The 25,466-nt window shown below is 73.4% G+C and carries 20 protein-coding genes, 1 tRNA gene, 1 other RNA gene and 1 pseudogene; 10 read left to right on the top strand and 13 right to left on the bottom strand.

Annotation, left to right across the window (positions count from 1 at the left end; genetic code table 11):
• Window position 1: 1 nt before the first annotated feature.
• The 8 genes from EDD32_RS07965 to ffs form a co-directional block, all read right to left on the bottom strand.
• The gene (locus tag EDD32_RS07965) at window positions 2-1,507 is read right to left on the bottom strand and encodes an MFS transporter (protein ID WP_123916462.1); all 1,506 of its coding nucleotides are present in this window, start codon (window positions 1,505-1,507) and stop codon (window positions 2-4) included.
• Window positions 1,504-2,727, bottom strand: coding sequence for an amidohydrolase (locus EDD32_RS07960; RefSeq protein WP_123916460.1), 1,224 nt, complete (start codon window positions 2,725-2,727; stop codon window positions 1,504-1,506). The genes EDD32_RS07965 and EDD32_RS07960 overlap by 4 nt, the downstream gene beginning before the upstream one ends.
• A gap of 121 nt (window positions 2,728-2,848) precedes the next feature.
• Window positions 2,849-3,943, bottom strand: coding sequence for an aspartate-semialdehyde dehydrogenase (locus tag EDD32_RS07955; protein WP_123916458.1), 1,095 nt, complete (start codon window positions 3,941-3,943; stop codon window positions 2,849-2,851).
• A complete protein-coding gene (locus EDD32_RS07950; protein ID WP_123916456.1) occupies window positions 3,940-5,217 on the bottom strand; it encodes an aspartate kinase in 1,278 nt (425 codons plus the stop codon). The genes EDD32_RS07955 and EDD32_RS07950 overlap by 4 nt, the downstream gene beginning before the upstream one ends.
• A 122-nt stretch (window positions 5,218-5,339) precedes the next feature.
• Window positions 5,340-6,119 (bottom strand): TSUP family transporter, encoded by a 780-nt coding sequence (locus EDD32_RS07945; RefSeq protein WP_123916454.1) that lies wholly within the window; start codon window positions 6,117-6,119, stop codon window positions 5,340-5,342.
• A gap of 1 nt (window position 6,120) precedes the next feature.
• Entirely contained in the window at window positions 6,121-6,720 is a 600-nt protein-coding gene (gene recR / locus EDD32_RS07940; protein ID WP_123916452.1) for a recombination mediator RecR, read from the bottom strand.
• Between the two features lie 10 nt (window positions 6,721-6,730).
• On the bottom strand, window positions 6,731-9,382 hold the full coding sequence (locus tag EDD32_RS07935; protein WP_123916450.1) for a DNA polymerase III subunit gamma and tau: 2,652 nt from the start codon (window positions 9,380-9,382) through the stop codon (window positions 6,731-6,733).
• 62 nt (window positions 9,383-9,444) lie between these two features.
• Window positions 9,445-9,541: signal recognition particle sRNA small type (gene ffs / locus EDD32_RS07930), an RNA gene on the bottom strand.
• A 170-nt stretch (window positions 9,542-9,711) separates the two neighbouring features.
• Between ffs and EDD32_RS07925 the strand changes: the two genes are divergently transcribed.
• The 5 genes and pseudogenes from EDD32_RS07925 to EDD32_RS19905 all read left to right on the top strand — a co-directional run bounded on the left by EDD32_RS07925 (window position 9,712) and on the right by EDD32_RS19905 (window position 14,047).
• Window positions 9,712-9,799, top strand: a tRNA-Ser gene (locus tag EDD32_RS07925).
• Window positions 9,800-10,455: 656 nt separating this feature from the next.
• The gene (locus tag EDD32_RS07920; RefSeq protein ID WP_123916448.1) at window positions 10,456-11,097 is read left to right on the top strand and encodes a phosphatase PAP2 family protein; all 642 of its coding nucleotides are present in this window, start codon (window positions 10,456-10,458) and stop codon (window positions 11,095-11,097) included.
• A 202-nt stretch (window positions 11,098-11,299) separates the two neighbouring features.
• The gene (locus EDD32_RS07915) at window positions 11,300-11,527 is read left to right on the top strand and encodes a phosphatase PAP2 family protein (protein WP_123916446.1); all 228 of its coding nucleotides are present in this window, start codon (window positions 11,300-11,302) and stop codon (window positions 11,525-11,527) included.
• Window positions 11,528-11,739: 212 nt separating this feature from the next.
• Window positions 11,740-12,727 (top strand): annotated as a pseudogene (locus EDD32_RS07910) (HAD-IC family P-type ATPase); the annotation flags it as partial.
• A 126-nt stretch (window positions 12,728-12,853) separates the two neighbouring features.
• Window positions 12,854-14,047: a peptidoglycan DD-metalloendopeptidase family protein gene (locus EDD32_RS19905; RefSeq protein WP_123920340.1), complete on the top strand. Its 1,194-nt coding sequence runs from the start codon at window positions 12,854-12,856 to the stop codon at window positions 14,045-14,047.
• On the opposite strand, the gene EDD32_RS07900 is transcribed toward EDD32_RS19905, so the two are convergent.
• From EDD32_RS07900 to EDD32_RS07890, 3 genes are all read right to left on the bottom strand, one after another.
• Complete coding sequence (locus EDD32_RS07900; protein ID WP_123916444.1) at window positions 14,044-15,387, bottom strand: sensor histidine kinase; 1,344 nt, start codon at window positions 15,385-15,387, stop codon at window positions 14,044-14,046. The two genes, EDD32_RS19905 and EDD32_RS07900, sit on opposite strands and share 4 nt — an antisense overlap.
• Before the next feature lies 1 nt (window position 15,388).
• Complete coding sequence (locus tag EDD32_RS07895) at window positions 15,389-16,057, bottom strand: response regulator transcription factor (RefSeq protein WP_123916442.1); 669 nt, start codon at window positions 16,055-16,057, stop codon at window positions 15,389-15,391.
• Between the two features lie 177 nt (window positions 16,058-16,234).
• Complete coding sequence (locus EDD32_RS07890) at window positions 16,235-17,206, bottom strand: AfsR/SARP family transcriptional regulator (protein ID WP_123916440.1); 972 nt, start codon at window positions 17,204-17,206, stop codon at window positions 16,235-16,237.
• Between the two features lie 366 nt (window positions 17,207-17,572).
• On the opposite strand from EDD32_RS07890, the gene EDD32_RS07885 reads away from it, so the two are divergent.
• A complete protein-coding gene (locus tag EDD32_RS07885) occupies window positions 17,573-17,896 on the top strand; it encodes a type II toxin-antitoxin system VapB family antitoxin (protein WP_123916438.1) in 324 nt (107 codons plus the stop codon).
• Between the two features lie 20 nt (window positions 17,897-17,916).
• Window positions 17,917-18,531 carry a LytR C-terminal domain-containing protein gene (locus EDD32_RS07880; protein ID WP_170175246.1) on the top strand — a complete coding sequence of 205 codons (615 nt, stop codon included), beginning with the start codon at window positions 17,917-17,919 and terminating at the stop codon, window positions 18,529-18,531.
• An 83-nt stretch (window positions 18,532-18,614) separates the two neighbouring features.
• On the opposite strand, the gene EDD32_RS07875 is transcribed toward EDD32_RS07880, so the two are convergent.
• Window positions 18,615-19,955 (bottom strand): uracil-xanthine permease family protein, encoded by a 1,341-nt coding sequence (locus tag EDD32_RS07875; RefSeq protein ID WP_123916434.1) that lies wholly within the window; start codon window positions 19,953-19,955, stop codon window positions 18,615-18,617.
• Window positions 19,956-20,075: 120 nt separating this feature from the next.
• Between EDD32_RS07875 and EDD32_RS07870 the strand changes: the two genes are divergently transcribed.
• Together EDD32_RS07870 and EDD32_RS07865 are read left to right on the top strand one after the other, a co-directional pair.
• Entirely contained in the window at window positions 20,076-20,810 is a 735-nt protein-coding gene (locus EDD32_RS07870; RefSeq protein WP_123916432.1) for a glutamine amidotransferase, read from the top strand.
• Between the two features lie 116 nt (window positions 20,811-20,926).
• Window positions 20,927-21,919: a bile acid:sodium symporter family protein gene (locus tag EDD32_RS07865; RefSeq protein WP_123916430.1), complete on the top strand. Its 993-nt coding sequence runs from the start codon at window positions 20,927-20,929 to the stop codon at window positions 21,917-21,919.
• A gap of 134 nt (window positions 21,920-22,053) precedes the next feature.
• Here the strand turns inward: EDD32_RS07865 and EDD32_RS07860 are convergent, their stop codons facing one another.
• Window positions 22,054-23,877, bottom strand: a complete 1,824-nt coding sequence (locus EDD32_RS07860) for a choice-of-anchor I family protein (protein WP_123916428.1) — start codon at window positions 23,875-23,877, stop codon at window positions 22,054-22,056.
• 180 nt (window positions 23,878-24,057) lie between these two features.
• Between EDD32_RS07860 and ribA the strand changes: the two genes are divergently transcribed.
• Complete coding sequence (gene ribA, locus EDD32_RS07855) at window positions 24,058-25,425, top strand: GTP cyclohydrolase II (protein ID WP_123916426.1); 1,368 nt, start codon at window positions 24,058-24,060, stop codon at window positions 25,423-25,425.
• Window positions 25,426-25,466 lie beyond the last annotated feature (41 nt).

Genomic DNA, 25,466 nt, shown 5'->3' with positions numbered 1-25,466 from the left:
CTCAGTCGTGGTACTTCTTGCCCTTCGGGACGGTGACGGTGATGGAGATGATCGCGATCAGCGCCAGGACGACGTTGAACATGAAGGTGACCATGCCGGCCTGACGGACGGCCGCGTTCTCCTGGATGCCCTGGGTGTGGAGGAGCTCGCCGACGATCGTGACGCCGTCGCCGAGGAAGGAGGTGAAGATCGTGAGCGACAGGGCCGCCCCGATCGCACCGCCCAGCGACGAGGCCATCTTGTAGATGCCGGCGCCCGCACCGGCCTGGGCCGGTGGGAGGTTGGACAGGGCCGCATCGGTCGACGGGGTGGCGTAGAACGCCAGCCCGAGCCCGAAGAGGGTGTACGCGATGACCGCGAGGACGGTGTACGGCCCGACGAGGATGTTGGTGGGGATGAGGAGCGCGCTCGCTATGGCGACGATCGTCGCCCCCCAGATCATCGGCTTGCGGGGCCCGAAGGCCCGCAGGAGACGCTCACCGACCCGGATGAAGGCGATGATCGCGACGGCGTAGCCGAGGGTGAGCAGGCCGGCCTTCCACGGGTCGAACAGCTCGGGGCGGGCGATCTGCAGCATCTGCTGGCTCACGATGAGCATGCCTATCGTGGCGTTGAGGACGAAGTTGGAGATCGTGGCGCCCGTGAAGGTGACGTTCCTGAACAGGGCGAAGTCGATGAACGGGTTGTCCTGCCTGCGCTCGAAGACGACGAAGGCGGTCACTCCCACCACGGCGACCGCCGCGAGCGCGAGGGTGGTGGGCTCGGTCCAGCCGAGCTGTCGGCCGAAGATGAGCAGGATCATCAGGGCCAGCACGGACACCATGAAGATGGCGAGCCCGGGGACGTCGAACCTCTTGTGCTCCTGCTCCGTGGCCTTGCTCTCCGGTGTCCCCCAGATGAGGACGATGGCCAGGACCGAGATGACGACGGAGGCGTAGAAGATGATGCGCCAGCTGAAGTTGGAGGCGACGAAGCCGCCGAAGATCGCGGCGAGGCCGGAGCCGCCCCACGAGCCGATCGACCACATCGACACGGCCCGCTGGCGGCCGGGCCCGTCCCAGTAGGCCTTCACCAGCGCCATCGTCGCGGGCATGATGCAGGCGGCCGACAGGCCCTGGACCGCACGACCGGTCAGCAGCAGGGGAAGCGCGAGCCCACCGTCGGCGAAGATGATGAGGACCGAGCCGACGATGCCGAGGACGTTGCCGACGACGGCGATGCGCACACGTCCGACCCGGTCCGCGAGACCGCCCATGAACACGATGAACAAACCCGAGAACAGCGCCGTGATCGACACGGCCAGGTTCATCTGGTCCAGGGTGACGACGGGGTTGGCGACCTGGTCGATCGGGGCGCCGTTGATGTCGGTGAGGATGGAGCGGGCGACGGTGCCGACGGTGCCCGCGAACATCCAGAAGGTGAGGACGCCGAGAACGATGCCGGTCAGCAGGCGGTCGTTCCCCTTGAAGCCCTGTGCCGCCCTGGGGACGGCTGGAGCGGTGGTCATGGCTCGTCCTTTCCGAGGTACGCCAGGGTCGCGACGACGATGGCTTCGGTGCCGGCGCTCAGCGTGGGCTGGATGACAGGCGCGAACATCGGCGAGTGGTTGGGCGGCCCGGGGCGTTCCGGTGGGAAGCCCCCGACCCCCCAGTACGTGTAGGGCGTCCCGAACGCGTCCGGGACCCGGCTGAAGTCCTCGCTCGCGGTGATCCGGCCGAGGTCGACGACGCGGTCGTCGCCGAAGTGGGCCCGGAACGCCGCGGTGACGGCGGCGGTCACCTCGGGGTCGTTGTCGGTCAGCGGGAACTGGTCGTAGTACTCGAAGGTCGGCGGCTCGGGCGAGCCCGCGGCCTCGCACTCCGCCCGGACGATCCGCTCGACGGCGTCCACCACCTGCTGCCGCACGCCCATGTCGTAGGTGCGCAGGTTGACGAGCAGGACGGCGCGGTCCGGGATGATGTTGCTCTTCGACCCTGCGACGCTGCTGCCGACCGTCACCACGGCGAACTCCCCGGGCCTGACCTCGCGCGAGACGATCGTCTGCAGCCGCAGCACGATCGAGGCGGCGAGCACCACCGGGTCGACGCCGAGGTGCGGCATCGACCCGTGCGAGCCCTTCCCGAACACCGTGACCCGGATGCTGTCACCTGCTGAGAGGACCGGTCCGGCGCGTGTGCCGAGGACCCCGGCCGCGTGGTTGAGGACGTGCTGACCGAAGGCGACGTCGGGTCGCGGGACCTTGCTGGTGAGGCCGTCGTCGACCATGGCGCGCGCCCCGGCCGCCGTCTCCTCGGCCGGTTGGAAGAGGGCGACGAACGTGCCGTGCCAGGCGCCCGGGCGCGCGGCGAGGAGCTCGGCCGCCCCGAGCAGGCAGGTGATGTGGACGTCGTGACCGCAGGCGTGCATGAGGCCGACGGTGGCCCCGGAGGGGTCCACGGTCGTCGCCGTCGACGCGTAGGGCAGGCCGGTCTGCTCCGTGACCGGCAGGGCGTCGATGTCGGCCCGCGCGAGCACCGTGGGCCCCTCGCCGGTCGTCAGCACACCGACCACCCCGCCGCCGACCCGCTGGACCACGTAGCCGAAGGACTCGAGCCGGCGGGCGATCTCCGCCCCGGTCTCGACCTCCTGCGAGCTGAGCTCAGGACGGGCGTGGAGGAACCTGTAGAGGTTCTCCTGCCACGCCGTCGTGGTGGCGAGGCCCTCGAGGACTTCAGTGGCACGACCCATGGCCGATCATCTCCCCGGAGCGAGCTGGCCCCTATGACGCTAGTCCCGCCGCGACGGGTCGGACAGGGACGTCCGTCTCGGTCAGCGGGTCAGCGGGTCAGCGGGTCAGCGGGTCAGCGAGTCAGCGGGTCAGGATCTCCTGGGCCAGCAGCTCGGCGATCTGCACCGTGTTGAGCGCGGCGCCCTTGCGCAGGTTGTCGTTGGCCACGAACATCGCCAGGCCGCGACCGTCCGGCACGGACCGGTCCTCGCGGATCCGTCCGACGAAGCTGGGGTCTGCGCCCGCCGCCTGCAGCGGTGTCGGGACGTCGGAGAGCTCGACCCCGGGGGCCGTGGCGAGCAGCTCCGTGGCGCGCGCCGCGGTGATCGGCCGCGCGAACTCGGCGTTGATCGACAGCGCGTGGCCGGTGAAGACCGGCACCCGCACGCAGGTCCCCGCGACCGCGAGGTCGGGGAGCTCGAGGATCTTGCGGGACTCGTTGCGCAGCTTCTGCTCCTCGTCCGTCTCCCCGGAGCCGTCGTCCACGAGGGACCCGGCGAGGGCGACGACGTCGAACGCTATCGGTGCGACGTACTTCTCCGGCGCCGGCATGGTCACGGCGGAGCCGTCCAGCGCCAGGGCGGAGATGTCCTGCTCGACGGCGGCGCGGACCTGGCCCTCGAGCTCGCGGACCCCGGCGAGGCCGGACCCGGAGACCGCCTGGTAGGTGGAGACGACGAGGCGGCGCAGGCCGGCCTCGGCGTCGAGCACCTTGAGGATCGGCATCGCGGCCATCGTCGTGCAGTTGGGGTTGGCGATGATGCCCCTCGGGCGCTGCGCCAGCGCGTGCGGGTTGACCTCGGAGACGACCAGCGGGACGTCGGGGTCCTTGCGCCAGGCGGAGGAGTTGTCCACGACGACGGCGCCGGCGGCGGCGAACCGGGGGGCGTGCTCGCGCGAGGCGGTGGCCCCGGCGGAGAAGATCGCGATGTCGATGCCGGTGAGGTCCGCCGTCGCGACGTCCTCGACGACGACCTCGCCGTCCTGCCACGGCAGGACCTTCCCCGCCGAGCGGGCGGAGGAGAAGAACCGCACGGTCGCGGCGGGGAAGCCGCGCTCGGCCAGGAGGGTGCGCATGACGGCACCGACCTGCCCGGTGGCGCCGACGACGGCGACGCTCACGCCCGCTCGGGCGCCGCTCGCGGTGGGGGCGGCGTCGGTCTGCTGGACGCTCATCGGCCGGTCCCTCCGTAGACGACCGCCTCGGACTCCTCGGTGTCGAGGTCGAAGGCGGTGTGGACCGCCCGGACCGCGACGTCGAGGTCCTCGGCGCGGGTGACGACGGAGATGCGGATCTCCGAGGTCGAGATCATCTCGATGTTGATGCCGGCGGCCGACAGCGCACCGAAGAGCTGGGCCGAGACGCCCGGGTGGGAGCGCATGCCCGCCCCGATGAGCGAGAGCTTGCCGATCTGGTCGTCGTAGCGGACCTCGGCGTACTGCAGGTCGTCCGCCGCCGCCTCGATCGCCCGGAGGGTGGCGGGGCCGTCGGACTCGGGCAGCGTGAAGGAGATGTCGGTCAGCCCGGTCGCCTGGGAGGAGACGTTCTGGACGATCATGTCGATGTTGGCGTCCGCGGCGGCGACGATCTCGAACAGCCGGGCGGCGATGCCGGGGACGTCGGGCACGCCGACGACCGTGATCTTGCCCTGGCTGCGGTCGTGGGCGACGCCGGAGATGATCGGGGCTTCCATGGCTTCCTCCTCCTGGTCGCCGACGGTGGTGTCGGTGACCCAGGTGCCTTCCTTGGTCGAGAACGAGGAGCGCACGTGCAGCGGCACGCCGTAGCGGCGGGCGTACTCCACGGCGCGCAGGTGCAGGATCTTCGCACCCTGGGCGGCCAGCTCGAGGGTCTCCTCGTAGGTGATCCGGCTGATCTGGCGGGCGCTGGGGACGATGCGCGGGTCGGCGGTGAACAGCCCGTCGACGTCGGTGTAGATCTCGCACACGTCGGCGTGCAGCGCCGCGGCGAGCGCCACGGCGGTGGTGTCCGAGCCGCCGCGGCCGAGGGTGGTGACGTCGTTGAGCTCGTTGACGCCCTGGAACCCGGCGACGATGGCGACCTGGCCGTCGCCGACCGCCCGGTTGATCCGCTCCGGGACGACGCCGACGATCGAGGCGCGCCCGTAGCGGGTGTCGGTGCGCAGTCCCGCCTGCTGGCCCGTGTAGGAGCGCGCCTTGACGCCGAGCTCGTTGATGGCCATCGCGAGCAGCGCCATGGAGATGCGCTCCCCGGCGGTGAGGAGGATGTCCAGCTCGCGCGCGGGCGGCTCGTCGGTGACGCGGGCGGCGAGGTCGAGGAGGTCGTCGGTGGTGTCGCCCATGGCCGAGACGACGACGACGACGTCGTTGCCCGCCGTCCTGGTCTCGACGACACGGCGGGCGACGCGCTTGATGCTCTCAGCGTCGGCGACGGACGAGCCGCCGAACTTCTGCACGACGAGGGCCACTGGGTCTCCGGACGGGTCGGGGCGGGCGCCCCGTCGGGGGCGCTCCGGTGCGTTCCGGGCAAGTCTAGAGCCGTCTCACGCTCCGGTCATCGCCCGATCCGCATGGTGAGCAGTGCCGTGACTCACCCCAGATCCTGCACCGTCTGCCACCCCAGACGCACGACCAGGAGCGACACGACGACGATGAACACGACCCGGACGAAGGCGCTGCCGCCGGACACCGCCATCCGCGCCCCGAGGTACGCGCCGAGGAGGTTGGCGGTCCCGACCGCCAGGCCCAAGCCCCAGATCACCGCCCCGTGCGGGACGAAGAAGATGAGGGCGCCGGCGTTGGTGGCGAAGTTGACGATCTTCGCGATTGCGGACGCCGGCAGGAACGCGTAGCCCAGCACGCCGACGAGGGCGATGACGAGGAAGCTCCCGGTGCCCGGGCCCAGGACGCCGTCGTAGGCGCCGATCGCGACCCCGAGGCCGAGCGCGGCCCCGACGTGCCGGTTGCCCTCCCACCGCAGGTCCGTGGTGCGCCCGACCTTCGGCCGGGCCAAGGTCCAGGCCGCGACGGCCACGCACGCGAGCAGGATGATCGGCGTGAAGGCCTCGGCGGGGATCCGGCTGGCCGCCGCGGCGCCCCCGACGGCCGCGACGAGCGCGGCCAGCGCCATCGGGGCGGCCGTGCGCAGGTCCGGGCCGACCCGGCGGTAGAACGTCGCCGCACTGACCGACGTCCCCATGATCGAGCCGACCTTGTTGGTCGCCAGCGCCTGGACCGGCGTGATCCCCGGGACGAGGAGGAGCGCGGGGAGCTGGATGAGCCCGCCACCACCGACGACCGCGTCCACCCAGCCGGCGGTCAGGCCCGCGAGGACCAGGAGCGCCAGCGCGAGCAGGTCGATCTCGGGCACGTCAGCTCTCGACCCGGCGACGCCCCTCGAAGGCCCGGCCGAGCGTGACCTCGTCGGCGTACTCCAGGTCACCGCCCACGGGCAGGCCCGAGGCGAGCCGGGAGACGGCGATCCCCATGCCCCGCAGCATCCGCGAGAGGTAGGTGGCGGTGGCCTCGCCCTCGATGTTCGGGTCGGTGGCGAGGATGACCTCCTCGATCTCGTCGCTGGCGAGCCGGGTCATGAGCTCACGGATGCGCAGGTCGTCCGGGCCGACGCCGTCGATGGGGTTGATGGCCCCGCCGAGCACGTGGTAGCGGCCGCGGAACTCCCGGGTGCGCTCGATCGCGACGACGTCCTTGGCCTCCTCCACCACGCACAGGACGGTGGGGTTGCGCCGCGGGTCCTGGCAGATCCGGCACGTCGCCTGCTCCGCGACGTTGCCGCAGATGTCGCAGAACCGGACCTTGTCCTTGACCTGGGTGAGGGCGGCGACCAGCCGCGCGACGTCGTCCTTGTCCGAGGACAGGATGTGGAACGCGATGCGCTGGGCGCTCTTGGGCCCCACACCGGGCAGGCGGCCGAGCTCGTCGATGAGGTCCTGGACCGCGCCCTCGTACATCCCGGCCACGCTACGGCGCACCCGTCTCGGGGTTCAGGGTGATCTCGTCGATGATGCGCCCGCCCAGCAGCTTGGCGAGCAGGGGGGCCCCGACGAGACCGGAACCCTCGGCGTCGGGGTCATCGAGGGACGCGACGTCGTCGGCTGGAGAGACCACGGCCGTGCGCGCAGTGGGGACGCGGGTGGCCGTCGCCGTGGCGGGCCGAGCCCCCGTCGGACCACGCCGGGGGTCCTCGGGCGGGGGCGCGTCGTAGTCGTCCTCCGGCGGCTCGGGCGGGAAGTCCTCGTCGGCCGCTGACGGCGCCGGGGCGGCTGTCGACGCGCCGGCCGGTCCACCGGAGGCGGGGCGACCCCCGACTGCGGGAGCCGTGGCTCCGGGCGGAGCGGTCCCGGGCGCCGCGGTCCCGGGCGCCGCGGACGACCGGGGCTCACCACCGGTTCCGGTGCCCAGGGCGCGCCCACTCGTCGCGGGGCCACCGTCAGGCGCCTGCCCACCGGCGGGCCCGTGGCCGTGGCCGTGGGCCACCGTCCCGTCGGCCGGCGCCGCGGCCCGCGGGCCGCCGGGAGCCGCCGCGGGCTGCGCCGGACCCGCCCAGCTCGAGCGGGCCGCGTCCACCGCGTCCGGGCGCGACGGCGTGGGCGGTGCCGGCGTGGACCCCCGCGGCCCACGGGGGGCGTCCCGGACGACCGGCTCGACCCGGAGCGTCAGCCCGAGCGTCTCGGCGAGGGCCTGCTGGACGTGCTCGGCGTGGGGGCCACCTCGGAAGGCGGTGGCCAGGCCCGCGGTGTCGAAGACCAGTCGGAGCGCGCCGCCGGAGATGTCGCCCACCTGGGCGTTCTGCGAGACGAGCGCCCACGTGGTGCGCTTGAGCCGGGCGAGTGTGGCGACGACCTCGCTCCAGCGGTGCCGGACCATCTCGGTGTCCGGCGCCTCATTCTCCTGTGCCGTCGGGGCGACCGGTGCAGGCGGCGCCACGGCCCGGGCGGACCGGCCCTCGTCGGGACGGCTCGCACCGGCCTGCCGCGACGGGTCCGCCGAGCCGGTCCCTGCAGCGGCGGCCGCAGCGCCGGCGCCACGGACCTCGGCGCCAGGGACCTCGGCGCCAGGGACCTCGGCGCCAGGGACCTCGGCGCCAGGGACCTCGGCGCGCGCGCGGGCCTCGGTACGACCCTCGGCGGGGGGCCGGCCCCCAGCGCCGGCAGGCCCCGCGGAGCGGTTCTCGGCCTCGGTGCGCGTCCGGGGAGCGCCCGGTGCGGTGGGGGCGGGCGCGGTTGGGGCGGGTGTTGGGGCTGCGGGTGCGGCCGGGGCGTCCGCGCGGACGTCGCGCTCGGCGTCCGCGGGTCGGGTCCCGGACGGCGCCGGTTCCTGCGGTGCCGCACCGGCGGTCGACGGCCGTGCCGCCGGGCCGGGCTCGGCGGTGGGGCCGGGCTGCGCCGGGGCCGGCACCGGCACCGTCGCGACGGGCCCGGTTGAGGTCAGGGGGGCGGGGAGGGGGGTAGCTGCCGGCGCCCCGCGCTCGAGCCGGTCGAGCCGGGCGGCGAACCCGGCGTCGCCCGCGTCGGCGCCGGGCAGGAGGATGCGTGCGCACAGCAGCTCGAGCTGCAGGCGCGGTGACGTCGCCCCACTCATCTCCGTGAGGGCGTCGTTCGTGAGGTCGGCGGCCCGCGTGACCTGTCCGGCACCGAGGTGCTGGGCCTGGGCGCGCATCCGCTCGAGCTGGTCCGCCGGGACACCACGCAGGGCTGCGGCCGCGTGCTCCCCCGCCATAGCGATGACGACGAGGTCGCGCAGACGCTGCAGGAGGTCCTCGACGAAGCGCCGCGGGTCGTGGCCTGTGCCGATCACCCGGTCGACCACCCGGAACAGGCTCGCGCCGTCCCGGGCGGCGATGGCGTCCACGACGTCGTCGAGCAGTGCAGCGTCGGTGTAGCCGAGGAGGGCCACGGCACGCTCGTACTCCAGGCGGCCGTCCTGCGCGCCACCGATGAGCTGGTCGAGCACGGAGAGGGTGTCGCGCACCGAGCCGCCGCCGGCCCGCACGACCATCGGCAGCACCCCGCCGCCGACCTGCACCCGCTCGGCGGTGACAAGCTCCTCGAGGTAGGCGAGGAGGACGTCCGGCGGCACCAGCCGGAAGGGGTAGTGGTGGGTGCGCGAGCGGATCGTGCCGATGACCTTGTCCGGCTCGGTGGTCGCGAAGATGAACTTCACGTGCTCCGGGGGCTCCTCGACGAGCTTGAGCAGGGCGTTGAAGCCCTGCGGCGTGACCATGTGGGCCTCGTCGAGGATGAAGATCTTGTACCGGTCCCGGGCCGGCGCGAAGCTCGCCCGCTCGCGCAGCTCGCGCGCGTCGTCGACGCCGTTGTGGCTCGCGGCGTCAATCTCGACGACGTCGAGCGAGCCGGAGCCCGAGCGCGCGAGCTCGACGCACGAGTCGCACGTCCCGCACGGTGTGTCGGTGGGGCCCTGCGCGCAGTTGAGGCAGCGGGCGAGGATGCGCGCCGACGTCGTCTTGCCGCAGCCACGGGGGCCGGAGAAGAGGTAGGCGTGGGTGACGCGGTCCGCCCGCAGCGCCGCCATCAGCGGTTCGGTCACGTGCTCCTGGCCGATGACCTCCTGGAAGGTCTCGGGCCGGTAGCGGCGGTACAGCGCGGTCGTCACGGGTCGACACTAGCCGGGCCGACCCACACCCGGCACACCTGCCTGCCGCACCGGTGGAGGACGCAAGGGACCCCCCGTGCACCCGCCAGAGCTCACCTACCCTTGCTGCCTTCCGGCCCTGGGGGAGTTCGGCAAGATGACGCCGCACGAGGGGTCGCCGAAGAGTCTAGCGGACGCCGGGCGGTGCCCAGGGGCCCTCGCGACCCGGCCCGTCGGGCCGGCCCGGCGTGACCAGTCGCACTGCGTCCTCGGCGCCCGGACGGTTCGGCCAGTGGCGCGAGTTCAGGTATCCTCGTCCATCGGAAGTCAGCCGCGAGGCGTCTTTCCCAGGAGGATTCGCCTAGTGGCCTATGGCGCACGCTTGGAAAGCGTGTTGGGTGCAAGCCCTCGGGGGTTCGAATCCCCCATCCTCCGCCACGGGAACGGCCGGTGACCTGCTCTCACGTAGGAAGCCTGCCCTCCCGCCGACCTCGCGTACCGAGCCGGCCGCGGGCGGCTCCAGCGGGTGTCGATCCGGAGGAACCGCCCCCAGGACGTGGACGTCCATCGCGGCCGTATCGACGATGCGGGCACCGTCGGTCCTGACTCCCTCTCCGTCGACGGGCTGTCGACCGATCGTCAGTGGACTGTCGGGATCGTGCGCCAGTGTCGGAGGCGCACCCGAGGGCGTCATGTCGCGCAGCACCGGGTCCGTCGTCACCACCCGGTGTCGGCCCACCAGCGAGCGAGGCGACCACCGGAGCTGGTCGAGTTCCCCACGTCCACCGACGAGCGGAGAAGGGGACGAGATGTCGAACCGTGACAGCAGGCAACTGCACAGGGGTGCCAGGAGATGACCACGCCGACCGTCCGGAGGAGCCCGCCCGGCCCAGCCGTGCGGAGACGGGTGAGGAATGTCTGGTTCCTCATCCTCGCGATGACCGCCGTCTCCGTGGTCGGGGTCGACGACGTCGCGGTCGCCGGTGACGAGCCCCGTCCACCACGGTCGTGACGCACCGGGATGCGATCGGCACCCAGGCGTTCACCGCCGCGGCGTTGACGCCGGCCGAGGGCCACACGATCTTCTTCCCTACGTGGCCATCGCGGTCTACGACTCGGTGATGGCGGTGGAGGGCGGCTACGAGCCGTTTGCCGTCGGGGTCGACGCGCCCAGGAGAGCCTCCGCCGAAGCGGCGGTGGCCGCAGCGGCCCGTGGCATCCTCGTGCACTACCTCCCGGCGCAGGCCGCCACGATCGTCGATCCGGCGTACACCGGGTCGTTGGAGCTGATCCCCGACGGCCAGGCGAAGTCCGACGGCATCGCCGTCGGCGAGGACGTCGCTGCTCAGCTGATCGCTCTGCGGGACGACGACGGGTTCCGGGAGCCGGTCACCTACACGCCGCCGACCCCACCGGTCCCGGGCGTCTGGATCCCGACCGCGCCCTCACCTGCGATCGGTCCCTACCCCGGCCTCATGGTGCCGTTCCGCCTCGACTCCGCCGACCAGTTCCGCCCGGACGGACCACCGGAGCTGCGCAGCCGCCAGTGGGCACGCGAGTACAACGAGGTCAAGGACGTCGGCTCGAGCACGAGCACGACCCGGACAGCCGACCAGACCCTGGCGGCCAGGCTCTGGGCCGAGGCACCGGTGCAGCAGGCCCGTGGCTCGTTCCGGACGTTCGTGCTCGACCACGAGCTCGACATCACACACGGTTCATGGGAATGGTCTCGGTGACCTACGCCGACGCCCTCATCGCCTGCTTCGACGCCAAGTACCACTACGCGTTCTGGCGGCCGTCACCGCAATCCGGGCCGGCGACACCGACGCCAACCGCAGGACCGTCGCCGACCCGGCGTGGTCATCCGTGCTGCCGGGGGCGCCGAACCATCCCGAGTACCCGAGCGCGCACTCCCACATCACCCCCGCGGGGGGCGATGTGATCGCCGGCTTCCTGGGAACACGGAACATCGACTTCACCGTCCCCAGCCTCACGGGCCTCGGTGACCGTCACTTCGCCCAGGTCAAGGACCTGGAGTACGAGGTGGGCGACGCCCGCATCTGGGGCGGCATCCACTACCGCTCGGCCGTGGAGGACGGGGCCGAGATCGGCGAGCAGGTGGCACGCCAGGTGCTCGCGGACCACTTCCACCGGTCGAACGACTAGCTGCACCCGGCCTCCGACCGGCGTGAGCCCGCCTGCGACGTCATCGCACTTGTCCGGCGTCAAGTTGCGGCCCGCCACGTCGCAGGCGTGCTCGAGGAGCGCCTGCGGGGAGATCGCCCAGCGCTGCACGCCCTCGTCGGCCGTCAGCGTCACGACGGTCCGACCGCCGTCGAGGGTCGCCACGGCGACGTCCGACTGGGACGGCAGCCGCCTCGGCGCTCGACAGCCTCGCCGCCCTGCTGCCGGACGAGGCGGAACGGTTCGACGGCGACCGCATCGTGACCATCTCCCCCGCCGAGCTCGCGGTCGGTGACGTCGTGATCGTCCGCCCCGGCGGGCGCGTCCCGGCCGACGGCGAGGTGGTCGAGGGCAGCGCCGACGTCGACGAGTCGATGATCACCGGCGAGTCCCGACCCGTGAGCCGCCCTCACCGAGGGCCGCCCCGCCGTGCCCCACCTCGCCGCGGCACCCGGACGGAACGAGGCCGACGTCCTCGCCCTGGCCGCCGCCGCCGAGACCGCGAGCGAGCACCCCCTCGCCCGGGCCGTCGTGATCGAGGCCTCGAGCCGGTCGCTGACCGTGCCGACCGCCCGGGACTTGCGTGCCGTCCCCGGCCTGGGCGTCCGGGCCACCGTCGACGGCCGCACGATCGAGGTCGGCGGACCGGCCCTGCTGGCGGAGCGGGGCACCGAGCCGCTGGCCGACGCCGAGGCCGTGGCCCGTGCCGTGGGTGCCGAGCTAGGAGTCGACCAGGTCCTCGCCGGGGTCCGGCCCGAGAACAAGAGCGAGAAGGTCGCCGAGCTCCAGCGGGGCGGCCGCACGGTGGCCATGGTGGGCGACGGCGTCAACGACGCCCCCGCCCTCGCCCAGGCCGACGTCGGCATCGCCATCGGGGCGGGCACGGACGTGGCGATCGCGTCCGCCGGTGTCATCCTCGCCAGCGACGACCCCCGCTCGGTCCTCTCGGTCATCCACCTCTCCCGGGAGAGCCACCGCAAGATGAAGCAGAACCTGTGGTGGGCCGCCGGCTACAACCTCGTCGCGGTGCCGCTCGCGGCCGGGGTCCTCGCCCCCGGTGGGCTTCGGCATGCCGATGGTGGTCGGTGCCGCTCCTCATGTCGCTCTCGAACCGTGGTCGCCCTCAACGCGCAGCCGCTGCGGCGTCTTGACCTTCGGCCCGAGGCGAGCGTCGAGGCGATCGGCCCCAGCGCGGTGCCGGCCCCGGGGTCCCACAGGACCCCGGCGCCACTGCCGTCCACAGGCCCTGGCGAGCGGGTGACCGCTCCCACAGTCATTGGGGCTAGATTTTCGCAACTCGAGCCCGTTATGGTTTCGTTATCTTCAGTCGGGCGCCGCGAGGGGGCCCGTGCGCCGCGATCGACGTTGGGCCTCTCTCGGGGCCGTCCGAGGAGGCTACATATGCAAGGCAGTGCTGCGCCGAACGGCACGCACCTGACCCGTCGACAGATCCGTGAGGCCGAGAGGGCCCGCGAGGCGACTCGCACGCAGGCCGAGGCCGGCACCGTCGACGATGCGGCCCAGCACGGCACCTCCGGGGCAACCCCCGCCCGGGGAAGCGCCTTCATGGCCGACCGGGACGCCAATCAGACGCTCACGATCGTCCGACCCGTCGTCGCTCCCGCCAGCCGGCGCGATCTGCGTCCGGCCGCCGAGGCTGCGCCTTCCCGACGCAACCGCACCATGGCCCCGAGGGTCGCCGTCCTGGGCGCACTGGGCGTCCTGACGATCGCCATCCCCGTCGGCGGTCTCCCCGCGACGGAGGACTCGGCGAGCGCCGCCCCCGCCTCGGTCTCGGCCCAGGCGAGCATCCTGGACTTCCTCGACGCGCGCGAGGCCGCCGCCTCCATCACCGGCGCGGCCCCGACGAAGCTCGTCGCCAGCCCCGCGGCCTCCGCCCGGGCCGAGGTCGCCGCCGCGTCACGCGCCAGCGAGCGAGCCGAGCTGCCCGAGGAGGCCCTCACCGGGGCGAGCGGCGCGGCCGCCGCGGTCGTCGAGCCCGAGCCCGAGCCCGAGCCGGAGCCGGCCCCCGCACCGGAGCCCGCCCCCGCGCCGGAGCCGGCCGTCGTCATGCCCCTCGACGCCGGGGCGTACCGCATCACCTCCGGCTACGGCATGCGCTCGTTCCCCATCGCCGGCATGCACACGGGGACAGACATGGCGGCTCCGCTGGACACGCCCATCCGCTCGGTCGCCGACGGGGTCGTCACGTACGTCGGCCCCGGCAAGGACGGCCGGTCCTCGATGCTCATCACCATCGAGCACGAGGTCGACGGGCAGTGGGTGGAGACCTGGTACAACCACATGTTCGCCGACGACCTCTACGTCAGCGAAGGGCAGGCCGTCCAGGCCGGCGAGATCATCGCGGGCGTCGGCAACAACGGCCGTTCCACCGGCCCGCACCTGCACTTCGAGGTGCACGTCGACGAGAACCTCACCACGGTCGAGCCGCTCTCGTGGCTGGCGGAGAACGGCGCGGTCGACTTCTCCGAGCTCGGCTAAGCCGGACCTAGCGCGGCACCACCGACGAGCACCGCGGTCACCTCGGTGCCCTCGCCGGGCGCCGAGCGGACCTCGAGGGTCCCGCCCGCCTCTTCCAGCGTGTCCCGGATGAGCCGCAGCCCGAGGTGGCCGTCAGCCGCGCCGCCGCGCGGGTCGAAGCCGGCTCCGTCGTCGCCCACGCGCAGGACCACCCGGCCAGGGTCCGTGCTGAGGCTCAGCGTCACGCTCCCCGCGCCGGAGTGCTTGAGGACGTTCCGCAGCGCCTCGCGAGCCACGCGGTAGAGCATCGCGCAGCGCTCCCGGTCGAGGTCGGACTCCTCGGGCAGGTCGACGGTCACGACCATGCCCCGCTCGAGGAGCGGCTGGACGAGCTGGCTGAGTGCGCCGGGCAGGCCGAGCTCGTCGAGGTCGGGCGGGTAGAGCTCGGCGGTCATCGCCCGCAGGGCCCGGACGTTGTCCTGCAGGATGATGCGTGCCCGCGTGAGGAGCGGCCTGCGCTCCTGCTCGCTCCGCAGCTCCTCCCCCTCGATCGCGTAGGACAGGCCCGCGAGGTCCTGGATGACCTCGTCGTGGAGGTCACGGGCGATGCGGCGGCGCTCGAGGTCGGACGCCTCGACCGCCCGCTGGAGGAGGCGTCGCCGCACCGCCTGGTGCCCCTCGAGCCGCCGGGCGAGCTGGACCGCGGGGACGAGGAGCGCCAGCTGGAGCACCGCGAGCGCCGCGACGACCGCCGGGGCGGTGGCGAGGACGACCCGGTTCTGCTCGTCCCGGACGAGGGCGCCGTCGTAGTACCCCTCGAACATGAGGCGCTGCCCGTCGTCGGTGAACGCCTCGACGTAGACCTCCACGAGCTCGCCGTGCTCGGTCTCGAAGGCGTTCTCGGCGTCGTCGTGCACCTCGATGGTCGCGTCGGAGCCGGAGGGGTCGAGGATCGCGCGGGCCGACTGGTCCGGACCGAAGTTCTGACCGATGAGCTCGTCGACGTCGGAGTAGACGATCGTGCCCTCCTCGTCCCACAGCTTGGCCCGCAGCAGGGTGTCGTCCAGCCAGGGGGCGAGGCGCTGGTCGAGCTGGGCGAGCGCGTCCGCGTCACCGGCCAGGAGCGACTCGGTGACGAGGGGCGCCACGGCGAACTGGGCGAGCCGCTCGGTGATCCCGACGGCGTCGTCGAGCGCCTCGACCTCGGCCTCGTGGCGCAGCCACAAGGTGATCGGGACGGTGACGACGAGAAATGTGAGGAGCCCGAGTGCGGTGAAGTGCTGGACCGCGGCCCGGACCTCGGACCTGTCCTCCTTCTCGTCCCTTCGCCACCTCGGCTCGCGCTCGACGGGCCGGGCCATGTCAGCGGCCGGCCAGCAGACCCATGTGCGTCGCGGTCACCACTGCCTCGAGCTGGGAGTGCGCCCCCAGCTTGGCGAGGATGGACTTGACGTACCCGCGGCACGTGTTGAGGGAGATGCCCAGCGCCTTGGCGTTGCCGCGGACGTCCTTGCCGGTCGCCATGAGCCGGAGCACCTCGAGCTCGCGCTGGGTGAGCGTGGGCACGGGCACCCCGCCGGTCGGTGCCCGGCGGGCGCCGAGCTGCGCGAGGAGCGAGGGGTGCACCACCATGCTGCCGCGACGGGCGTGGCGAAGGGTGTCGAGCATCGTCGCGAGGGAGCCGTCCTTGGGCAGGAACGCGCAGACCCCCAGAGCGGCGGCCCGCTCGAGGACGCCGGGAGTGGGGTCGCCGGTGAGCATGACCACCCGCGCGGTGGTGGACATGGCGAGGATCTGCTCGGCCACGCCGAGCCCGTCGCCGTCGGGCAGGTGGTAGTCCAGCACCACGACGTCGGGCGCCGTCTCGAGGAACTGCTCGACGCCGGACTGGGCCGTGGCGGCGCAGCCGACTCCAGCGAGGTCAGGTTCTCGCTCGAGTGCGCCGGCGAGAAGCTCGGCGAAGGTGGTGTGGTCGTCAACGATGAGGATGCGCGTGAGGGCGATCCCGGTCCCCAGTGTTTCCGTGCTCATGACTGCGAATCCCCACTAGTCGCCCCCCCGACGGACGCTATGTGATGGGTAGGAGTATGGATCAGCGAGCCCGCTCTGCATAGGGCTTTGACCGGTTCCTGCCCAGGTTACCCGCACCGGAGCCACTATTTGCCCCACCCGGTAGGGGCATGGGCGGTCCGTCCGCCATGGGGCGCATCAGGTGGAGGCGAGCGCCCTCCTGAGGAAGGAGTCGACCACGGTGCCGGCGGCGCGGAGCGACTCCCGGACCGCTGGGGCGACCGGCCGCGCGGTGTCCGGCGCGACGTCGGAGGTCCGGGACAGCTGCTCCTGGATCGCGAGCAGCGCGGCGAGGGCCTGGGAGAAGTCGTCGGCACCGTCGGCGGTGGCCTGCAGGAGGCGGACGAAGGTCGCCTGGAGCTGGGGACCGGGAGCGCACCCGACCTCGCGCTCGAGGACCCGGCGGCACCGCTCGTAGGCGCGCAGCCCCTCGGCGGGACGACCGTCCAGCTCAAGAGAACGGATCAGCAGGCACCAGGCCCGCTCGTCGAGGGGGTCCTCCTCGACCGCTGCCCGCGCCCACCCCACGGCTGCGGCGAAGCGACCGGTGCCCACCGCGAGCTCGGCGGCACGTACCCGCGCGCTGTGCACCCGGGCGGCGTGGAGGTCGCGGGCGGCCTGCACCCACGAGGGGCGGACCTCGTCCGCGAGCAACGTCACCGAGCCGAGCCGCAGCGCCTCCACGACGAGGCCGTAGGCGGCGTCGGGATCGGCGGTCGCCTCGCCGGCCCGGAGGACCGCGTCGAAGTCGTCGAGGTCGAGGTCGACGGCGTCGCGGTCCAGGACGTACCCGCCGGTGGTCGTGCGCAGCGGACCCGACCGGCCCGCTCCCGGCTGGAGGTGGCGACGCAGCACGCTGACGTAGCTCTCGAGGGTGGCGGTGCCCTCGGCGGGCGGCCGCCCGGCCCAGATCGTGTCGACCAGCTGGTCCTTCGACACCGGCGATCCGAGGTTGAGGACGAGGATCTCGAGGATCTGGCGAGGCTTGGGGCCCCCCAGGCCCGCGGCGTCGAGTGTCGTCGTCCCGCGGCGCACGGAGAGGTTGCCCAGGACCCGCACGCTCAGACGGGCGGCGGGCGTCGGAGCCGTCGCGGTCGCGGTCGTGTTCATGGTCGAACCCCCACGGGTGATCCCCCACCGTCCCCCCTGCGCTCCCATGCTGACCGACGGCGGCAGGTCTGTCGCAGCCCCGGCTTGGGGTGGCCCGATCCCCAAAATTGAGGGTGGGTCGCCGTCCGTCGGGCGCAATCCGACGGCCGACCCGGGCCGTATCACCTCGTGACGGCCGATCCTGAGGCCGGTCAGGTCGTACCCGCGGTAACACCCCGGGACCTCGGCATCCCCCCAAGTGCCGAGGTCCCGGGTCCCGGCACTCCCCCACGTGCCGGCGGTCCCGGGCTCCGGCACCCCCCACGTGCCGGGGCCCGGAGCGGCGCCCTGGTGAGAACCGCGCCGGACGGGCCGTACGATCTCCGGATGATGTTCAGGGCTGTGGGGGACGGTCGCCCGTACCCCGACCACGGACTGACCTCCCCCCGCGACTGGTCCGTCGTGCCGCCGCGGCAGGTCCGGCTCGACCAGCTGGTCACCACGAAGAGCGAGCTGGACCTGCGCTCGCTCCTGGCGACGGACTCCACCTTCTACGGCGACCTCTTCGCCCACGTCGTCGCCTGGCGCGGCACCCTCTACCTCGAGGACGGTCTGCACCGGGCGCTCCGCGCAGCCCTGCAGCAGCGCCTCGTCATCCACGCGCGGGTGCTCGAGCTGGACGAGGCGGGGCGTCCGACGACACACGCCTGAGTGCGGATACGGTGTCTCCCGTGACCGCCACCACCGACGAGGCAGCCGTCCGCCGCGCCGCGCGGCGTCGTCGCCTCCAGCAGCGCCAGACCGTCGTCTTCGGAGGCCTGGTGACGGTCCTGCTTGTCGCCGGTCTCGTGGCCGGCGCCGTCTGGACGGGTCTCCTGCCGGCGCCGTTCACCCGGGAGTTCTCCGCGGAGGAGTCCGCGGAGCAGAGCCTGGTCACGCCGTGCCCGCCCGAGGGGGCGGTGCCGGTCGAGCTGGCCTCGATCACGGCCAACGTCTACAACGGCACCGACCGCGCCGGTCTCGCCGGCGCCACCGGCTCCGCCCTGGGCGCGCTCGGCGTCGTGGTCAACCAGGAGGCCAACTGGCCGGCCGGCTCCTACGACGGTGTCGTCCAGATCGTCTCCGGCCAGCTGGGCGTCAGTGCGGCGTACTCCCTCGCCCGGCTCTTCGACGGCGCGACGGTCGCCCTTGACTCCACCCGGTCCGACGAGAGTGTCGACGTCGTGCTGGGACAGGGCTACCAGAGCGTCCTCAGCCCCGACCAGGTCGCCGCGCTGGACCCCGCCGCCCCGCTGGTCGCGCCCGAGGGCTGCACGCCGGTGAGCGAGCCGACCGCGGCGAGCTGACGGCCGAGCCGACCGGGTGCGGGCCGCGGCCACGCCGCCCGACGGGCCCGGCCGGCTCGCATCAGCGGTCGTGCCGGCTCGCATCAGCGGTCGTGCTGGAGCGCCCCCGGGTCCAGCTCGGTCCCGGCGGGCGCCGAGGCGGGGGTGGCCGCCTCCTGGCTGGTCCCGCGCCACCGGGCGACGGACCGCATGAGGTGGTACACCCCGATCGCGGCGACGGTGCCCAGGGCGATGCCCGCGAAGGAGGTCGACCCCACCGACCACGTGTAGTTCGCGATCCCCATCACCAGCGCGATGGCCGCGGTGTTGAGGTTGACCGGGTCCGAGAAGTCGACCCGGTTCTGGACCCAGATCCGCACACCGAGCATGCCGATCATCCCGTACAGCACCGTCGCGGCGCCGCCGAGCACGCCGGCCGGGATGGTGTTGATGAGCTCGCCGAACTTCGGCGACAGGCTCAGCACGAGGGCGGTGACACCGGCGACGAGGTAGGCGGCAGTGGAGTACACCCGGGTCGCAGCCATGACGCCGATGTTCTCCGCGTACGTCGTCGTGCCCGAGCCGCCGCCGGACCCGGCGAGGACGGTGGCGACGCCGTCGGCGAACAGCGCGCGGCCGGTGACGTCGTCGAGGTTCTGACCGGTCATCGCCGCGACCGACTTCACGTGCCCGACGTTCTCGGCGACGAGCACGAGGACCACCGGCAGGAAGAGCCCGAGCAGGGCCGGCTCGAAGGTGGGCGTGGTGAACTCCGGCAGGCCGAACCACGCGGCGTCGGCGACGGCGTCGTAGCTCACCTCGCCGCGCAGCGTGGCCACCACGTAGCCGGTCACGACACCGAGGAGGATCGAAAGTCGGCCGAGGATCCCGCGGAACGCCACGGTGATGAGGACGATCGCGGCCACCGTGACCAGCGCGGTCACGGGCGCCTGCTGGACGTTGCCCCAGGCGGCGGGAGCGAGGTTGAACCCGATGAGCGCAACGATGGTGCCCGTGACGACCGGGGGCATGACGATGTCGATCCAGCGCGCACCGGCGACGTGCACCACGGCACCGACGACCGCGAGGAGGACACCGACTGCGATGACGCCGCCCAGCGCCGAGGACATCCCGTACGAGGCGGTCGCCGCCGTGATCGGGGCGATGAGCGCGAAGCTCGAGCCGAGGTAGCTGGGCAGCCGCCCGCCGGTGATGACGAGGAAGAGCAGCGTGCCGACGGCCGAGAAGAACAGCGTCGTCGCCGGCGGGAAGCCGGTGAGCAGCGGGACGAGGAAGGTGGCGCCGAACATCGCGACCACGTGCTGCGCCCCGATGCCGATGGTGCTCGGCCAGCTCAGCCGCTCCCCCGGCGCCACCACCTCGCCGGGCGGGAGGTGCCCACCGTCCCCGTGGACCGTCCACCGGCCGAACCTCGTCGCTGCCATGTCACCCTCCGCTGCTGATCGCGCCGTGCGCCCACGCCGTCGTAGGGGCTGGTCGGGCGTCAGGGTAGCGCCGCGGACCGGCGCCGGTACCGGTCGTCCGTCCCGGTTACCCTCGTGCCCGTGAAACCGTTCCTGCTGCTGGCCACGCGGCCCGAGGACGCCGCCGCCGACGGCGAGTACGAGGCGTTCCTGCGCCACGCCGGTCTGCAGGAGCGCGAGCTCGTGCGGATCCGCGTCGAGTCGGTGCCGATCCCGACGCTCGACCCGGCCGACTGGTCGGGCATCTTCGTCGGGGGCAGCCCGTTCACCGGCTCGATCCCGCGCGAGCACAAGGGCGACACCCAGCTACGGGTCGAGGCCGAGCTCGCCCGGGTGCTGGACATGGTGGTCGACGTCGACTTCCCGTTCCTGGGGGCCTGCTACGGCGTCGGCACCCTCGGCAGCCACCAGGGTGCCTCGATCGACGGCACCTACGCCGAGCCCATCTCCGCACCGACGGTCGAGCTCACCGATGCCGGGCTCGTCGACCCCCTGCTCGCCGGTGTCGCCCCGGTGTTCCAGGCGTTCGTCGGTCACAAGGAGGCTGTGAGCCGGCTGCCCGAGCACGCGGTGCTCCTTGCCCGCTCGGCCAGCTGCCCGGTGCAGATGTTCCGGGTCAAGACCCACCTCTACGCCACCCAGTTCCACCCCGAGCTCGACCGGACGGGCCTCATGGAGCGGGTGCGGATCTACCGCGACGCCGGGTACTACGAGCCCGGCGAGGAGGCCGCCATCGAGACCATGGCGGCAGCAGCGACGGTCGACAGCGCGCACCGGCTGCTCCGCAACTTCGTCGAGCGCTACGCGCGGTACTGAGTCGAGCGCTACGCGCGGTACCGAGCCGTCGAGCGTTCGGCGCAGGGAAGGGGACGCCGTCTCGTTTTGCGAGACGGACCGTCCCGAATGCCGGTCACGGCGGATCATCGTCGCCCATGGACGCCAACACCACCACCCCCAGCGCCGAGGATGCGAGCGCACGCGTCGCCGTCACCCTCTTCCCCCTGCTCATCCTCGCCGGTGCGGGGGTCGCCTTCCTCACCCCCGACACCTTCACGGGCCTCGGGCTCGGGGCGTGGATCACCCCACTCCTCGGGATCATCATGTTCGGGATGGGCCTGACGCTCACGGTCCCGGACTTCAAGCTCGTCGTGACCCGTCCGTTGCCGATCCTTCTGGGCGTCGTCGCCCAGTTCTCGATCATGCCGCTGCTCGGCGCCCTCATCGCCTGGGCCCTGCAGCTCCCGGCGGAGCTCGCCGCGGGCGTCATCCTCGTCGGCTCGGTCCCCGGGGGCACGGCGTCCAACGTGGTCACCTACCTCGCCAAGGGGGACACCGCCCTGTCCGTGGCGATGACGTCGGTGTCCACCCTCCTCGCCCCGCTCCTGACGCCGCTGCTCGCCCTGTGGCTCGCGGGGACCTACATGCCGGTCGACGGGCCGGCCATGGCCCTGTCCATCCTCCAGATCGTCCTCGTCCCCGTGGCGCTCGGCCTGGTCGTGCGACTGCTCCTGCCCCGCGTGGTCACGCGGCTGCTGCCGGTGCTGCCCTGGGTCTCGGTCGTCGCGATCACCCTGGTCGTCGTCGCGGTCGTGGCCGGCAGCGCCGACCGGATCGTCGAGGCGGGCGCCATCGTGCTGCTCGCCGTCGTCCTGCACAACGGGCTGGGCTACGCGGTGGGCTACGGCTTCGCCGCCCTGACCCGGCAGCCCGAGCGCGTGCGGCGCACGGTCGCGGTCGAGGTCGGGATGCAGAACTCCGGTCTCGCCGCCGGTCTGGCCGCCCAGCACCTCAGCCCCCTGGCCGCCCTGCCCGGCGCGGTCTTCTCCGTCTGGCACAACGTCTCCGGCGCGCTGCTCGCGGCGTACCTGCGCCGCCGCCCGCTGCCGGCCGACGACAGGCGCGAGCCCGCCGCCGTCGCGTCCTGACCACCGTCCCGTTGCGTGGCCGCCACGCATCCGGCGGGCCCGGCAGCGAGCGAGGGCCTCGGCGCACCCACCGGTGCGCCGGGGCCCTCGGTCATCCCGTCGGCGGCTCGCCGCCGCCCGGCGAGCCCACAGGGTCAGCGAGCGGTACCGGGGCGCCCCTCGGCCCAGCCGGTGCGCTCGCCGGCGACCTCGCCCACGGCGAACACCGTCGTGGTCCCGGAGACCTCGTTCCCCGTGACGAGCAGCGGCCCGCCGGTCGGGGAGTCGGTGGCGGCGACGAAGACGAGGCCCTCGGGCCCGAGGTCACCGGCGTCGGCGAGAGCCTGTTCGCCCTCGGCGTCGTCCTGCTCGTAGGCGTCCTCGACCGAGACCGAGAAGGTCCGGTTGTTGACGTAGGTGACGAAGAAGGACTCCGCCGGGACGGTGACGTCGTAGACCATGACGCCACCGACGCGCTCGAGCCCGACGAAGGCGTAGGTGCGGCCCTGGACCTCGCCCACGGCCACGGCCTCCGGCTCGGGGCCCTTGGCGTCCGAGCGTGAATCGGTCTCGGTGGCGGAGTGGTTGGAGTTGAAGCCCGAGCCGCCGTCGGCCGTGACGCCGGCCAGGGCCTCGGCGGTGATCTGCTCCAGGTCGTCACCGGAGTCGAAGACGAGGTCGCCGTCGGTGCTCCACACGGAGAAGGACCGTGCGCCGAAGGAGTGCAGCTCCTCGACGCAGCTCCCGTCGGCGGAGAGGCCGGAGGAGACGGACACCTCGAGACGGCCGAGCGCGGCGAGGTCACCGGACGCGGCGAGGTCGGCCTCGGTGGCCGCGCACAGCGCCGGGGTGCCGTCCTCGCCCAGGTCACCCGCCCGCTGTGAGTCGACCCAGGTCACCTCGCCCTCGTCCCACTCGCGGGCGTCACCCTCGTTGGCGGTGACGAGGTACTCCCCGCCGCGCGTGGTGAAGGCGGCGACCGCGTCGGGCATGTACAGGCCCTGGACCGGCCGGGGAGCGATGTCGACCGCGTCGTCCCGGTCGGAGACGTCCAGGCCGTTCCCGGCGAGGGAGTGGTCCTTGGTGCCGAACGCACGGACCTCGGTGACCGTGGCGGAGGCGAGGTCCACCACGGCGAGGGCGTTGTTCTCCTGGAGGGTGACGTACGCGGTGCGCGAGCGGGCGTCGACGGTGACGTACTCCGGCTCGAGGTTCTGCGCCGCGAGGTAGCCCGCCGCCCCCTCGGGCGGGACCTCGGGGCCGAAGACGCGCACGCCGTCGGGCAGCTCGACGTCGCGAAGGCCCGCCTGGGCCACGGCGTCCTGGTCGGGGGCGGCGACCGCGCGGGGCAGGTCGACCACGGAGATGCTGCCCTCGGGGTCGACGGAGTAGTCCGCCGCGGGCTCGCCCTCGTTGGCCACGACGGCGCGGCGGCCGTCAGGGGTGACGGCGACCATGTCGGGCTGGGCGCCGACCGTCACCGAGCCGAGGACCTCCAGGCTCCGGGCGTCGAAGAACACGAGCCGGCCGGCGGAGACCTTGTCGGCGGCCTCGACGGCGACGACGCCCAGGCCGTCCGGGCGCACGGCCACGGAGTTGGCCACGGCGCCGGGCTCGACAGCGGTGTCCAGGACCGCGACGAGCGTGGGCGCCGAGACGTCGGAGGCGTCCAGGACGTCGATCGCGCCCTGCTGCGCGTTGACGACGAAGAGCCGGTCGGTGCCGGCGTGGTGGGCGACGATCTCGGCGGCCGAGGCGTCGAACACGCCGCTGTCGTAGGAACCCAGCGGGGTGAGCTCGAGAGCGGCGCCGTCGGCGGAGTGGACGACCGGCTCGGGCACGACCGTGGCGCCGGCCGGGCCGGCGAACGGCGGGGCCGCCAGGAGGGGCAGGGCGACGAGCGGCAGGGCGACGAGCGGCAGGGCGAGGGCACCGGGCGGCAGGAGCCGGGCGGTGCGACGGTGGGTGGGGACGGACACGGGACTCCTTCGGTGAGCGGGCCGGGCGCCCCCACGCTAGGGAGCCGCCATGACCACCCGGACGACACAGGGTGAACGGCCGACGACGCCGCGGTGACCTGGCGGGATGGTCGTGCCGGGCCCGCAGCCCGGGGCGGTCGCCGTCGTGCCGCCGCGCCCACCCTGTGCCATCGTGAGCCCATGTCTGCCGTCCCCCTCCCGCGCGACGGCGTGCGGCGCGTCGTCTCCACCACCCTCCCCACCGAGCACGGCGTCTTCGAGATGCACGGCTACGACGGCGCCGAGGGCCTGGGTCACGTGGCGCTCGTCATGGGCGACGTCGCGGCCGAGGAGGACCTCGCGCCGCTCGTCCGGGTGCACTCCGAGTGCCTCACCGGCGACGCTCTCGGCTCGTTCCGCTGCGACTGCGGCGAGCAGCTCTCCGCCGCCCTGCGCGAGATCGCGCTCGAGGGGCGCGGGGTCCTGGTCTACGTGCGCGGCCACGAGGGCCGGGGCATCGGCCTCCTGGCCAAGCTCGAGGCCTACGCGCTTCAGGACGCCGGCGTCGACACCGTCGACGCCAACCTCGCCCTCGGCTACCCCGCCGACGCCCGCGCGTACGACGAGGCCGCGGAGATCCTCCACGACCTCGGCGCCCGGCGCATCCGGCTGATGTCGTCCAACCCCGACAAGTCCGCCAAGCTCGCGGAGCACGGCATCGAGGTGGTCGCGCGGCGTCGGCTGCCGGTGCCCGACCGGCCGGAGAACGCCTTCTACCTCACCACCAAGCGCATGCGGATGGGCCACGACGACGCCCTGCCGGGTGTGTGGGGCGAGCTCGTGGCCGGCCGTGTGCCGGCCGCGGCCCCCAGCGCCGAGGACGCGGACCTGCTCGAGCGGTACGGGCCGCTCGTGGCCCTCGGCCCGGTGGCGACGATCGCCCAGCTCGGCCAGAGCGCGGACGGGTTCATCGCGGCCCGGTCGGGCGACGCCGAGGACATCACCGGTGAGGAGGACCACGAGCACCTGCACCGGCTGCGTGCTCTCGTCGACGCCGTCGTGGTGGGCGGCGCGACGGTGATCGCCGACGATCCCCGCCTCACCGTGCGAGCGGTCGAGGGGCCCCACCCCGTCCGCGTGGTCCTGGACCCCACCGGACGGGTGCCGGCCGGCTCGCGCGTCCTCACCGACGGGCTGGCTCCCACGCTCTGGCTGGTCGGCGAGTCGGCGGAGGTACCTGTGACGCGCGCCGAGGTGCTGCGCCTCCCGGTGGCCGACCGACGCTTCGACCCCGCCGCGGTGCTCGACCTCCTGCGCTCGCGCGGGCTCGGCCGGGTGCTCGTCGAGGGCGGCGGACGGACTGTCTCGGCGTTCCTCGCCGCCGGGCTGCTCGACCGGTTCTCGCTCACCATCGCACCGATCCTCATCGGCGACGGCGTCCCCGGTATCCGCTTCGCCGGCTCCGACCGGCTGGCCGGCGCCCTGGCCGCCCCCACCCGCCGGTTCGTCCTGGGCACCGACGTGTGCACCGAGTTCGACCTCGCCGCGGCGCGGGTGGGCGGAGCCTGACCGGCGGTGCCCCGGCGCCGGGCGCCGAGTCGCGACGCCGG

The organism is Georgenia muralis (genome assembly GCF_003814705.1).
In the GTDB taxonomy this organism is placed as follows: domain Bacteria; phylum Actinomycetota; class Actinomycetes; order Actinomycetales; family Actinomycetaceae; genus Georgenia; species Georgenia muralis.
The sequence above is the reverse complement of the archived record's forward strand: the minus strand, read 5'-3'. Positions and strand labels throughout refer to the sequence as shown.

What these genes read in the sequence shown, in the direction of transcription:
- EDD32_RS07965 (WP_123916462.1), bottom strand. Translation starts at nt 1,507, where the DNA reads ATGACCACCGCTCCAGCCGTCCCCAGGGCGGCACAGGGCTTCAAGGGG.
- EDD32_RS07960 (WP_123916460.1), bottom strand. Translation starts at nt 2,727, where the DNA reads ATGGGTCGTGCCACTGAAGTCCTCGAGGGCCTCGCCACCACGACGGCG.
- EDD32_RS07955 (WP_123916458.1), bottom strand. Translation starts at nt 3,943, where the DNA reads ATGAGCGTCCAGCAGACCGACGCCGCCCCCACCGCGAGCGGCGCCCGA.
- recR (WP_123916452.1), bottom strand. Translation starts at nt 6,720, where the DNA reads ATGTACGAGGGCGCGGTCCAGGACCTCATCGACGAGCTCGGCCGCCTG.
- EDD32_RS19905 (WP_123920340.1), top strand. Translation starts at nt 12,854, where the DNA reads ATGGTTTCGTTATCTTCAGTCGGGCGCCGCGAGGGGGCCCGTGCGCCG.
- EDD32_RS07900 (WP_123916444.1), bottom strand. Translation starts at nt 15,387, where the DNA reads ATGGCCCGGCCCGTCGAGCGCGAGCCGAGGTGGCGAAGGGACGAGAAG.
- EDD32_RS07895 (WP_123916442.1), bottom strand. Translation starts at nt 16,057, where the DNA reads ATGAGCACGGAAACACTGGGGACCGGGATCGCCCTCACGCGCATCCTC.
- EDD32_RS07890 (WP_123916440.1), bottom strand. Translation starts at nt 17,206, where the DNA reads ATGAACACGACCGCGACCGCGACGGCTCCGACGCCCGCCGCCCGTCTG.
- EDD32_RS07885 (WP_123916438.1), top strand. Translation starts at nt 17,573, where the DNA reads ATGATGTTCAGGGCTGTGGGGGACGGTCGCCCGTACCCCGACCACGGA.
- EDD32_RS07875 (WP_123916434.1), bottom strand. Translation starts at nt 19,955, where the DNA reads ATGGCAGCGACGAGGTTCGGCCGGTGGACGGTCCACGGGGACGGTGGG.
- EDD32_RS07865 (WP_123916430.1), top strand. Translation starts at nt 20,927, where the DNA reads ATGGACGCCAACACCACCACCCCCAGCGCCGAGGATGCGAGCGCACGC.
- ribA (WP_123916426.1), top strand. Translation starts at nt 24,058, where the DNA reads ATGTCTGCCGTCCCCCTCCCGCGCGACGGCGTGCGGCGCGTCGTCTCC.